This window comes from Rhodococcus sp. 14C212 (assembly GCF_011058195.1).
GTDB classification, from domain to species: domain Bacteria; phylum Actinomycetota; class Actinomycetes; order Mycobacteriales; family Mycobacteriaceae; genus Rhodococcus; species Rhodococcus aetherivorans.
This window is the reverse complement of record NZ_JAALEH010000134.1, coordinates 1-10445: the sequence shown is the minus strand read 5'-3', so window position 1 is coordinate 10445 and position 10445 is coordinate 1. Positions and strand designations below refer to the sequence as shown.

Annotated in this window: 14 protein-coding genes, 1 pseudogene and 1 riboswitch; of the genes and pseudogenes, 6 read left to right on the top strand and 9 right to left on the bottom strand. The window is 71.5% G+C overall.

Annotation, left to right across the window (positions count from 1 at the left end; translation table 11 throughout):
• A partial coding sequence (locus G6038_RS28765) for a TenA family transcriptional regulator (protein WP_165042072.1) occupies positions 1 to 524 on the bottom strand: 524 nt, incomplete at its 3' end.
• Positions 517 to 616, bottom strand: a riboswitch (TPP riboswitch). (Overlaps the previous gene by 8 nt.)
• Before the next feature lie 123 nt (positions 617 to 739).
• Here G6038_RS28765 and G6038_RS28760 point away from each other — a divergent pair.
• From G6038_RS28760 to G6038_RS28750, 3 genes are all read left to right on the top strand, one after another.
• Complete coding sequence (locus tag G6038_RS28760; protein ID WP_165042070.1) at positions 740 to 2281, top strand: carboxylesterase/lipase family protein; 1542 nt, start codon at positions 740 to 742, stop codon at positions 2279 to 2281.
• Between the two features lie 144 nt (positions 2282 to 2425).
• Positions 2426 to 3160 (top strand): GntR family transcriptional regulator, encoded by a 735-nt coding sequence (locus G6038_RS28755; RefSeq protein ID WP_165042076.1) that lies wholly within the window; start codon positions 2426 to 2428, stop codon positions 3158 to 3160.
• The gene (locus G6038_RS28750) at positions 3157 to 3828 is read left to right on the top strand and encodes a sterol desaturase family protein (protein ID WP_165042068.1); all 672 of its coding nucleotides are present in this window, start codon (positions 3157 to 3159) and stop codon (positions 3826 to 3828) included. Before G6038_RS28755 ends, G6038_RS28750 begins: the two co-directional genes overlap by 4 nt.
• A gap of 17 nt (positions 3829 to 3845) precedes the next feature.
• On the opposite strand, the gene G6038_RS28745 is transcribed toward G6038_RS28750, so the two are convergent.
• On the bottom strand, positions 3846 to 4127 hold the full coding sequence (locus tag G6038_RS28745) for a hypothetical protein (protein ID WP_206025788.1): 282 nt from the start codon (positions 4125 to 4127) through the stop codon (positions 3846 to 3848).
• Between the two features lie 99 nt (positions 4128 to 4226).
• Between G6038_RS28745 and G6038_RS28740 the strand changes: the two genes are divergently transcribed.
• Complete coding sequence (locus G6038_RS28740) at positions 4227 to 4901, top strand: DUF998 domain-containing protein (protein WP_165042066.1); 675 nt, start codon at positions 4227 to 4229, stop codon at positions 4899 to 4901.
• A gap of 50 nt (positions 4902 to 4951) precedes the next feature.
• Here G6038_RS28740 and G6038_RS28735 read toward each other — a convergent pair whose 3' ends face one another.
• Both G6038_RS28735 and G6038_RS28730 read right to left on the bottom strand, forming a co-directional pair.
• Positions 4952 to 5230, bottom strand: a complete 279-nt coding sequence (locus tag G6038_RS28735; RefSeq protein WP_006940123.1) for a GNAT family N-acetyltransferase — start codon at positions 5228 to 5230, stop codon at positions 4952 to 4954.
• Positions 5231 to 5404: 174 nt separating this feature from the next.
• Positions 5405 to 5926: a hypothetical protein gene (locus G6038_RS28730; RefSeq protein WP_165042064.1), complete on the bottom strand. Its 522-nt coding sequence runs from the start codon at positions 5924 to 5926 to the stop codon at positions 5405 to 5407.
• 128 nt (positions 5927 to 6054) lie between these two features.
• Here G6038_RS28730 and G6038_RS28725 point away from each other — a divergent pair, with 128 nt between their 5' ends.
• Complete coding sequence (locus tag G6038_RS28725) at positions 6055 to 6372, top strand: hypothetical protein (protein WP_165042062.1); 318 nt, start codon at positions 6055 to 6057, stop codon at positions 6370 to 6372.
• Between the two features lie 22 nt (positions 6373 to 6394).
• Here G6038_RS28725 and G6038_RS28720 read toward each other — a convergent pair whose 3' ends face one another.
• The 5 genes from G6038_RS28720 to G6038_RS28700 form a co-directional block, all read right to left on the bottom strand.
• Positions 6395 to 7018: a Type 1 glutamine amidotransferase-like domain-containing protein gene (locus G6038_RS28720; RefSeq protein ID WP_165042060.1), complete on the bottom strand. Its 624-nt coding sequence runs from the start codon at positions 7016 to 7018 to the stop codon at positions 6395 to 6397.
• An 11-nt stretch (positions 7019 to 7029) separates the two neighbouring features.
• The gene (locus tag G6038_RS28715; protein ID WP_165042074.1) at positions 7030 to 7824 is read right to left on the bottom strand and encodes a maleylpyruvate isomerase family mycothiol-dependent enzyme; all 795 of its coding nucleotides are present in this window, start codon (positions 7822 to 7824) and stop codon (positions 7030 to 7032) included.
• A 92-nt stretch (positions 7825 to 7916) separates the two neighbouring features.
• A complete protein-coding gene (locus G6038_RS28710; protein ID WP_165042058.1) occupies positions 7917 to 8357 on the bottom strand; it encodes an HIT family protein in 441 nt (146 codons plus the stop codon).
• A gap of 4 nt (positions 8358 to 8361) precedes the next feature.
• Positions 8362 to 9132, bottom strand: a complete 771-nt coding sequence (locus G6038_RS28705) for an NAD-dependent deacylase (RefSeq protein ID WP_165042057.1) — start codon at positions 9130 to 9132, stop codon at positions 8362 to 8364.
• A gap of 171 nt (positions 9133 to 9303) precedes the next feature.
• Entirely contained in the window at positions 9304 to 9669 is a 366-nt protein-coding gene (locus G6038_RS28700) for a DUF488 family protein (protein ID WP_165042055.1), read from the bottom strand.
• A gap of 259 nt (positions 9670 to 9928) precedes the next feature.
• Here G6038_RS28700 and G6038_RS28695 point away from each other — a divergent pair.
• Positions 9929 to 10445 (top strand): annotated as a pseudogene (locus G6038_RS28695) (NAD(P)(+) transhydrogenase (Re/Si-specific) subunit alpha); the annotation flags it as partial.

The window sequence follows — 10445 nt, the reverse complement described above, 5'->3', positions numbered from 1 at the left end:
GCGTAGGGGTGGGTGGGGTCCGCCGTGAGCACGTCGGCGGCGCGGACGGCCAGATCGCGGCCGACCTCGGCGTAGATCCAGAAGCACGGGAGCACCGCGGCGGCGCCGACCGGATACGGATCGGTGGCGACCGTGGCGGTCAGATAGGAGACGTAGCCGAGGCAGGCGGGGGAGTGCGCGGGGTCGCCCTCGGCGGGCGGCAGGACCCCACCGGTGAGCAGACCCCGGTGCAGGGTCGATTCCTTGGTGGCGGCCGTCGCCGCGCTGTTGGCCCAGAACGCGGCCGTGCCCGGGTCCGGCGCCTTCGCCGCGAGGAGGGCGAGCGCCTTGGCGTAGCCGGCGAGGTAGAGGGCGTCCTGCTCGATGTAGAAGCGGAACGCGTCGAGCGGCAGGGTCCCGTCGCCGAGGCGGCGCAGGAACTCGAGGTCGTCGATGGCCTCGCGCAGGACCTTCGTGCGGTCCCACAGCAGATCGGTGAAGCGGTCGGTCCCCTCCGGGCCCGACGCATGGACAGGCATGGTCATGCCGTGACATCCCTTCGTCAGCATTACCTGATCAGGTTCGACGGGTGTGATCTCAGCTCCCGCGCGTGTGCGGAGCACCCCGTGTCTACGGAGGCGACGATAGCACCGGGCGTGGTGCACCCCGCGGGGGCCCGGGGCGCCGGGCCGACGGGGCTGCACGTGCAGCCTGTCTGTTGTTGGTACGTTGGCCCCAGACCGTTCGTTCGGGAGGGACCGTGGACGCCGAGACTCTCATCGTCGGGTGCAAGTACGGCGACGTACGCGGCTACCGCGACGGTTCCGTCTATGCGTGGAAGGGCGTCCCGTACGCCGCGCCGGCGGCCGGCGACCTCCGCTTCCGCGCCCCCGAACCGCCGGAGCCGTGGACCGACGTGCTCGACGCACGCCGGTTCGGGCCCATCGCGCCGCAGGGCCGCAACAATCCCATCCCCATCGACCCGGGCCTGTCGATCGGCGAGGACTGCCTCTCGCTGAACATCTGGGCACCGGAGCCGGACGGGGAGCCGCGGCCGGTGATGGTCTGGATCCACGGCGGTGCCTACGTCCTCGGGTACTCGGGTCAGCGGATCTACGACGGACGGTTGCTCGCCGAGCGCGGGGACGTCGTCGTGGTGACGGTCAACTACCGGCTCGGCGCCCTCGGCTTCCTCGACTTCTCGTCGTTCTCGACAGCCGGGACCACCTTCGAATCCAACGTCGGGTTGCGGGACCAGATCGCCGCGCTCGAGTGGGTGCGCGACTGCATCTCCGCGTTCGGGGGCGACCCCGACCGGGTCACCGTGTTCGGCGAGTCGTCGGGCGGTGGGTCGCTGACCACCCTGATGACCGTGCCCCGCGCCGAGGGCCTGTTCCACCGGGCCATCGCGCAGAGCCCGCCGGCGACGTCGGCATACGGGTCCGAGCGGGCGGCCCGGGTCGCCGAGAGGTTCCTCGAGATCCTTGACCTCACGCCGGCCCGGGTGTGGGCGCTGCGGGACATGCCCCACGAGACGCTGACCGATGCCGGCGACGTGCTCGTCGGTGAGATCCCCACGAAGTTCCCCGGCACGCTCGCGATGGCGCCGGTGGTCGATCGCGACCTGGTGCCGAAGTATCCGGTGGCGGCGTTCCAGAAGGGGCTCGCGCACCGGATTCCCCTGATCATCGGGTCCAACAAGGACGAGCCGTCGATCTTCCGCTTCATGAAGTCGCCGTTGATGCCGGTGAGCGACGCCTCCGTGCAGGCGATGCTCGACGCGCTCGCCGCGGATCACCCGGAGCTGCCGCCCGACCGCATCGCGGAGATCATCTCCGCGTATCCGGACGTCACGAAAACGTCGGGGGCGATGGCGCTTTCGCGGGACGCCGGGTTCCGGATGCCGGTGGTGTGGATCGCCGACGCGCACAGCGCCCACTCGCCGACGTGGGTGTACCGGTTCGACCACGCCACCCCGATGCTCAAGGCGGCGCGGATCGGCGCCGGCCACGCCACCGAACTGCCCTACGTCTTCGGCAACTTCGGGACCCTCGATCGCGACCCCACGTTCTGGCTCGGCGGCCGCAAGGCTGCGACGGTGGTCTCGGGCCGGATCCAGCGCCGCTGGCTGGCCTTCGCGCATCACGGTGTGCCCGCCGCCCTGGACGGGTCCCGGCACTGGGCGCCGTACGACACCGGAAAGCGGATGACCCTGCTGATCGACAGCACCGACACCCTCGTCCCGGACCCCGACAGGGTGCTGCGTGAGGTCTGGGGCGACCAGGTGATGGGCTTCAGCTGATCGGGCGGGCCCGTGCGGGCCGAATGGCACAGCGCGTCGCTCTGATCGACCCGCTGTGACATTCGGCCGACGGACATTCGGCCGACAGCAAACTGGTATGACCACTTGACCTCTGGCCGGGCGACGGCCTACGGTCGGTCCGTGATGTTCGAGCCGATCGCCCGCAAGTCCGCCTCCGGCGAGGTGTATGACCAGATCGCCGCCCGGGTGCTCGGGGGCGACCTCGCCGCCGGGGCGGCGCTGCCGAGCGAGCGCCACCTGGCCGAAGCGTTCGGCGTATCGAGACCCGCTGTCCGCGAGGCGATTTCCCGGCTGTCCCACGCGGGTCTGGTGGAGGTGCGGCAGGGGGAGGCGACGTCGGTCCGGGACTTCCGCACCCAGGCCGGTCCGGAACTGCTCCCGCGACTGCTCGTGCGCGACGGCCGGCCCGACTGGGACGTCGTCCGCAGCGTTCTCGAGGCCCGACGCCTCATCGGCTGCCAGGTTGCCCGGCTCGCCGCCGCCCGCGCGACGGACGAGACGCAGCCCCGGTTGCGCGAGGCCGTGACGCGGCTCGCGGCCGGGGAGGATCCCGTCGCGCTGCAGGTCGCCGCCCTCGCATTCTGGGAACGCGTCGTCGACACGGCCGACTCCTTCGCGTTCCGGTTGATCTTCAACAGCCTGCGCAACGCCTACGAACCGGCCATGACCGCGATGGCCGGTGTCCTGCTCGCCGAGGTCGGCCGCACCGACCTCTACGAACGGCTCGCCGGTGCGATCGTCGCCCACGACGAGGACGGCGCCGAACGCGCCGCCGGAGAACTGCTCGACCTGGGCACATCGGCCCTGACGACCGCCATCGACCATGCGGAACACGTGGAGGCGAGGAACCGGAGATGAGCACGAATCGAACCGAACGACGTAGCCGTCGCGCCTCGATCGGGCTGCGGGACGCCGCCGCCGAGTTCGCGCGGCACCCGTCGCCGTGGATGATCGGCGCGATGCTCGCCGCTGCGATCGTCGCGCGGGTTCTCCTCGGCGACTGGCAGGTCTCCGACGCCCTCGTCCCCCTGGTCGTACTGCTGGTGTTCCCGTTGGTGGAATGGGTGATCCACGTCGGCATCCTGCACTGGCGGCCGCGCCGGATCGCCGGGATGACGCTGGATTCGCTGCTGGCCCGCAAGCACCGCGAGCACCACTGCGATCCGCGCGACGTGCCGCTGATCTTCATTCCCCGGCAGACCCTGGTGTGGCTGCTGCCGGTTCTCGTCGCGGGCGCATGGCTGGTCTTTCCCAGGGCCGGCCTGGCACTGACGTTCCTGGTGACCGTCGGCATCCTGGGCCTGATCTACGAGTGGACGCACTACCTCATCCACACGGACTACCGCCCGAGCTCGCGGCCCTACCGCGCGGTGTGGCGCCACCACCGGCACCACCATTTCAAGAACGAGCACTACTGGTTCACCGTCACCACCGCGGGCACCGCCGACCGGATCCTCGGCACCGAACCGGACCCGGCCTCGGTCGAGACGTCGCCGACCGCCCGGAATCTGCACGCGTCCCGCTGACCGGCGCGTGGACCCGCTCACGGGCGCCGCGCCGCGCCGGGCAGCCGCAGGCGCCCGGCGTACTCGTGGAGCAGATCGATCAGATCCCGGTCGTCGGTGCGGATGCGTCCGGTGCCGCCGATCGCCGCGAGGCATCCCACGATCCCGACGCCGTCGTCGCGCACCGGGACGGCGACCGCGGTGCGTCCCTGACGCAGTTCGTCCTGCTCGACGGATACATCGAGGCTCCGGGTCCGCCGGTTGCGGTAGGCACCGTCAGCACCGCTGGCGCCCGCCGGGCGATGGGTCGAAGTTCCCATCCCGAGGCGAGCCCGATGGGCAATCCTTCCGATGCCGGTCACCGTCGGTGCTCCTAACGTCCTCTGCGACGGCAGATTCGGACTCGGTCAGGAGCGGTCATGAGCACACACGTCGGCGCCGGACCCGGTACGCGGCTGGTCCCTGGGCGAGCCGCCGCAATCGCGGGGATCGTCGCGCCCCTTCTCTTCACCGTGGTGGTGCTGGCGCAGCAGGCGGCCCGGCGGGGTGAGTACAGCCCGACAGCGGAAACGATCAGCGCGCTCGAAGCCGGCCCGAACGGCTGGATCCAGCAGATCAACTTCGTGGTGCTCGGAATGCTGCTGCTGCTCTTCGCCGTCGCCGTGTACCGGGGACCGGCGGGCGTCCTCGGCCCGGTGCTGATCGGTCTCGCCGGCGTCGGCGCACTGATCGCGGCGGTGTTCCCGCTGCGGGAGGACGCGGCGGGGGTCACCTACGACCCGGGCTATCACTTCGTCTCCGGCTTCACGTTCTTCTCGTGCATCGCGCTCGGCCTGGTCGTGACGTCGCGCCGTCTCGCGCGCGACGGGCGGTTCCCGGCGCTGTCACGCTACGTGCTCGGTGCGGGGCTCGTCGCTGCAGCCGGCGTCCCGCTCATGGTCGTGCTGGTGCTGCCCGACGACGCGCCCCTGCACGACGTCGCGGGTCTCGTGCAGAGGGGCATTCTCTGGTTGGTCGTCTTCCCCGCGCTCGTCGCGCTGGGCGTGCGCCTGCGCGCCGGGAACGCCCCCGCCCGGCAGACCGGCGCCCGCTGAGCGAGGCGGTCGCCTCGGCGTTGGTCGAGGCGGGCGCGCGCCTCGGCGAGTCAGTTCCGGTATTCGGGGTTCGCGTCGAGGAACTGCGCGACGTACCAGCAGGAGGCCGCGATCTTCAGGCCCTCCGAACGGGTGGCGTCGAGGGCGTGGCGGACCACCTCGGCGGCGAGCCCGTGACCGCGGAATCGGGGCTGGGTGACCGTGTGGTCGAAGTCGCGCACACCGTCCGAGTCGGTGTAGTCGGCGAACGCGGCGAGAGTGTCGCCGGTGTACAACGCGAACCGGGACTGCTCGGCGTGATGTTCGATGCGGTGCTCGTCGTTGGTCACGCCAACGACCCTACCGGCCGTCGCGCCGGCTGTGGGATCCGCCCGCGGCGTCGGTAATGCGATCGGCGTGGGCTGCGATGTTCCGGTTGTGGACCTGTGTCGAGGGCGGGCCCCGCGTGACGTGAGCGGTGACGTGGTGGTGGTGACGCGATGCAGTCGACAGTGGAGACGGGCTCATACGGGGACCGGGCCGGCCGGCGGGTGGGCGGCGCGGACGGCGTCGACGAACGCGGACTTGCGGGTCAGGTAGCGGTCCCGGAACGCATCGAGGTCGTCGGTCCCGTCGCTCGAGACCGCGGTGAGGTATTCGAAGAGGGCGACGGCCGCGGCGAGCACCGGATCGGGGGCGGACAGCCGCATCTCGTTGACGATCGCGTCGAGGTCGACGATGCCGCGGGCGACCGAGCGCAGGTGCAGGTCGTCGGATTGCAGGGCCTCGGCGAGGTCGGCCTCGGCGAGGGCGGAGTGATCCGCCTCGAACAGGTGGTTGTAGACGCTGTCGGCGGCGTGCAGGAAGCGGACCTGCAGCGCGCGATCGGCCGCCCGCAGGGGCGCGGCCCCGGCGGCATTCCGTCGCGGGGATCGCGCGCCGATCCGGGTGGCGAGGACGCCGAGGAGCACGCCCGCCGCGAGTCCCACCGGTACGGCCCACCAGGGTGCCGCACCGCTCGTGAGCAGGTCGGTCAGTGTCTCCACCGTACGGATCCTATCAGCGGAAGTCACATCAGTCCCACCAGTCACTCTGTTATCGAATCGTTCCGGCCGCGCGATCGGGTGGTTGTCGCAGGTCACTAACGTCAACGGTCGTTCGAAGGAGGTGCCGTATGACCGCATCCGCGCTGCCGGACGCGAAACTCGTCCGCGCTTTGTCCGACGAATTCCTTTCGCGGCGAGTTGATTACAACGCGCTGGAGAGCCTTCACCACGGGAACGTGGCGGACTGGGCCGCCGCGGCGAGCAGGTTCGCGGCGCTGTCGGACGAGGAGGAACGGCAACTCGCCCTGCACTGGCGGGACAATCCCCGCGAACTCCTCGACATCCTGCTCGCGCGCGCCGACGAGGTCACCGCCCGCCGGTGCCGCACGGCCTGGGTCTCCCTCGACCGGTTCGCGCCGTTCGTCCGCGCGAGCAACGGGCCGTGAGCCACGGCACCGGCACGGAGCCTCAGGACTCGTCCACGACGATCACCTCGTCGTCGCCGAGCGCCCGGAACGGCAGCCGCTCGCGAGTGAGGAAGTCCAGCGTCCGCGCGACGCCCGCGTCGGCCAGGGGCGAGTCCCCGGCGTGCGGGACGATCGCGTAGTCCACCCACCCGAGACCGTCCCAGCGGGCCGGAACCCCGCAGACCGCGTCGACCTCGCCGGGATCGTCGGAGAATTCGAGACCGCGCAGGGACGGCGTCACAAGGCACGCCCCTGCGCTGTATCCAGCGTAGGCCAGTGCACCGGAACGGACCAGGTCCGTGAGGATCTCGTCGCCCCCGCACAGGGCGAGTCGCGCGCGCAGCACGAACGTGTTGCCGCCGCGCACCCACAACGCTCCGAACGGGGACAGCGCCGCCCGCAGGCCGCCGGGGGCACCGGCATGGTCCCGCAGATCCACCTCGGTGGGTTCGTATCCGAGCGCACGCAGCGGCGCCAGCTCGCTCGCCACCGCCGAGTCCCGGGCCCGGGGCGGCCATGCGTCGGCCGCGTTCGCGATCACCGCGATCGGGCACGGCCCCCGCGTGACCCCGAGGAGCAGCCCGGGATCCGTGCCGAACCGGTACGACGACAGGAACAGCCGCACGAAGCCGCCGATCAGATGGTGAAGGCGAGGTGGTCGACGATCCGCCGGCCCACCGTCGTGTCACCGCCGAGGGTGATCTCGTCGAGACGGTCGAACGCGTGCGTGCGTCCGCCGGCGAGCCGCACGAACAGCCGCGAATCCATCGCCACGGTGCTCGTCGCCGGCCCGGACAGGGCCGGCACGACCGCGGCCCGGCCGTCCACCTCGACGTGGAGGGTGCGGGCCAGCGGGCCGCTCAGCTCGAACGTGATCCGCGCCCCGTCGGGAGCCTTGCCGCGCTTGCCGACGACGAACGCGAGCGCCCCGAAGATCTCCGCGGCCGCGAGCTCGGCGCGGGCGCCGCCCTCGCCGCCGGGCACGCCGAGCGCGTCGCGCAGATCGAGTTCGTGCATCCAGCAGTCGAAGACGCGGATGCGCATGAAACGGCCGTAGGTGGCCTGCCCCACGGGGGTCATCGCCGGTTCGTCGAAGTCCTTCTGGGTCATGGCCCCGAGTTGCTCCTGCCGGCGCGCGACGATCTCCCGGTACCGCGCGAGCACCTCGTCGCCGGGCGTGCCGCGGAGGGACTCGATCCACCGTTCGTTGAAGGCGCCGATCTCGTTGCGGACGTGGCCGAGGGCGTGCACGTCGATCTCGACGTGCGGCGCCTCGATGCCGGCGAGCATCGACTCGGTCCCGATCAGGTGTGCCGTGATGTCCTTGACCGTCCAGCCGGGCAGCGACGTGGGCGTGTACCAGGTGTCCCCGTGTACCTCGGTGAGCAGCTCGCCGATGACCCCGAACTGCTCGAGGAGCAGCGCGCGGATCGGCTCGACCGGGAACTCCGGCGCGGCGTTCGTGTCCGCTCCGGCGGGGCCTCCGGCCGTGGTGTTTCCGTGTGTCGTGGTGTTTCTGTGTGTCACAGTGCGTCCTCCGCTTCGAGACGGGCCAGGCCGGCGCGGATCGCCGCACCGGTGGCCTCCGGGTCGTGGGGTCGGCGCCGCAGCAGTCCCGCCGCGAGGCGCAGCTTGTCGCCGCGCCACCGCGGCAGCACGTGCAGATGCGCGTGGAAGACGGTCTGGAAGGCGGACCGGCCGTCGTTGAACACCAGGTTGGCGCCGTCCGCGGCGAAATCCGAGCGTTGCACGCCCCGGGCGATGCGCTGCCCGGCCCGGAACAGCGCGGCGCCGTGCTCGGGCTCGAGATCGTCGAGCCGGGGCGCGTGGACCCGCGGCACCACCAGCGTGTGGCCGCGGGCGATCGGCCGGAAGTCGAGGAAGGCCACCACGTCGTCGTCCTCGTACACCCGCACGGCCGGAGCGTCGCCGCGAATTATGGCGCAGAACACACAGGAGCTCACCCGCTCACTGTAGGCGGGGCGTCTGCTCCGCGGCGACCGCTGCGACGAGTTGCGGCAGGCCGACCGCTGCGGTGGTGCGCCACACCTCGTCCACCCGGTCGGACAGGTCGGTCTGTTCGGGGTTGACCTCGACGACGGGGATGCCGTGCCGGCGGGCCAGCGAGGGCAGGCCGGCGGCCGGATACACGATCCCCGACGTGCCGACCACGAACACCACGTCGGCGGTCAGCACGGAGGCGGTGGCCGCCTCCCACGGTCCGGTCGGCAGCGGCTCGCCGAACCACACCACCCCGGGCCGCACGTCGCCGCCGCACGCGCCGCAGTCCGGTGGAGCGAGGCGGGCGACCGGCTCGGTGGGGGCCTCGGGCAGGTCGGCGGGGATGCCGCACTCGGCGCACCGCGGCGAGAACAGGCTGCCGTGCAGATGCGCGAGCACCGCGCTGCCGGCCCGCTCGTGCAGGTCGTCGACGTTCTGCGTGACGATCGACAGGTCCACGGTGCACCCCCAGCGGGTCAGGGCCCGATGCCCGGCGTTCGGCTGCACCCGTCGAACCAGGGCCACGCGCCACTGGTACCAGGCCCACACCGACGCGGGATCGCGGTCCCACGCCTCCGGGGTCGCCAGGTCGGCCGGGTCGAAGTGCTCCCACAGGCCGGTCTGCGCGTCGCGGAACGTCGGCACGCCGCTTTCGGCGGACATTCCGGCTCCCGTGAGCACGGCGACCCGTCGTGCGGGCCGGGCCAGATCGAGGATCCGCGCGGGGACAGTGGTCATCGGGTCAGGGTAGGGGGCTGGAGCCGGACTCGCCCGTACTCTCCTCGTCGTGCCGGAGGACGGCGCCGCACCGTGGGCACGGGGCCTCCGGTTCCTCGAGGAAGAAGCCACAGTTGGGGCAGACCCGGTGCATCCAGCACACGGGGTCGCCGCCGGCGTCGGGCACGTCGTTCACCGCGCACCCCGCATCCGCTCCGCGAGGACGGCGGCGCCGCTGTGCTCGACGTCCCGGGTGGCGGTGAGCAGGACGACGGACCGGCCGTCGGCCAAGTCGTCGAGGCGCGCCAGGGCTGCACGCGCGTCCGGGCCGTCCAGTTCGGTGAGGTACCGGTCGCGGAACTCGGCGAACTGCGACGCGTCGTGCGCGTACCACTTGCGCAGTCCGGTCGACGGCGCCAGGTCCTTGGCCCAGTCGTCGTGATGGAAGGCGTCCTTGCGCAGCCCCCGCGGCCACAGCCGGTCGACGAACACCCGGAACGCCTCCTCGTCTCCCGGATGGTCGTACACGCGCTCGACGACGACACTGCGACGTGCCATGGACTCGCCCCTCCTCCCTCACCGCCGTTACGGCAGAATTGTGAAGTGAACTACCTCACATTCTGGCATCGACCGACTGTTCGGACTCGATTCAGACGAAACCCAGCGGTTGCGCCCCTGTCCGGGGCGCGGTAGGTCTGACTAGGCTCATCGCCCATCGTGCACGGCCCGAGTCGGCCGCTCGTCGCACAAGACCCGCCGCTCATCGCGGTGAGGTGCCGATTCAACGCAGGAGTCGAAAACTTTGGAAACCGAGGATATGGGTACGGGACGCGCGGTGACAGCGCGACCCACCGTCGGCGTCGTTCGGGAAACCAACGACGGCGAGCGGCGGGTCGCGCTGGTGCCGATGATCGTCCCGTCGTTGATCAAGAAGGGGCTCGACGTGGTCGTCGAGTCCGGGGCCGGGCTCGGTGCGCTGATCCCGGACGAGGCCTACGCCGAGGCCGGGGCGCGGATCGGGGATGCGTGGTCGGCGGATGTGGTGCTCAAGGTGGCGCCGCCGTCGGACGCCGAGGTCGCCCGGATGCGGTCCGGGCAGACGCTGATCGGGTTCCTCGCCCCGCGCAACGCCGAGAACCAGATCCCGGCGCTGGCCGCCGCCGGGGTGCAGGCGTTCGCCGTCGAGTCGATCCCGCGCATCTCCCGCGCGCAGGTGATGGACGCGCTGTCGTCGCAGGCGAACGTCGCCGGGTACAAGTCGGTGCTGGTCGCCGCGACGGAGTCGACGCGGTTCTTCCCGATGCTCACCACCGCCGCGGGCACGGTCAAGCCGG

Excerpts from the sequence above, each read along its gene's own strand:
- G6038_RS28755 (WP_165042076.1), top strand. The coding sequence starts at position 2,426 with ATGTTCGAGCCGATCGCCCGCAAGTCCGCCTCCGGCGAGGTGTATGAC.
- G6038_RS28750 (WP_165042068.1), top strand. The coding sequence starts at position 3,157 with ATGAGCACGAATCGAACCGAACGACGTAGCCGTCGCGCCTCGATCGGG.
- G6038_RS28745 (WP_206025788.1), bottom strand. The coding sequence starts at position 4,127 with ATGGGAACTTCGACCCATCGCCCGGCGGGCGCCAGCGGTGCTGACGGT.
- G6038_RS28740 (WP_165042066.1), top strand. The coding sequence starts at position 4,227 with ATGAGCACACACGTCGGCGCCGGACCCGGTACGCGGCTGGTCCCTGGG.
- G6038_RS28725 (WP_165042062.1), top strand. The coding sequence starts at position 6,055 with ATGACCGCATCCGCGCTGCCGGACGCGAAACTCGTCCGCGCTTTGTCC.
- G6038_RS28705 (WP_165042057.1), bottom strand. The coding sequence starts at position 9,132 with ATGACCACTGTCCCCGCGCGGATCCTCGATCTGGCCCGGCCCGCACGA.
- G6038_RS28700 (WP_165042055.1), bottom strand. The coding sequence starts at position 9,669 with ATGGCACGTCGCAGTGTCGTCGTCGAGCGCGTGTACGACCATCCGGGA.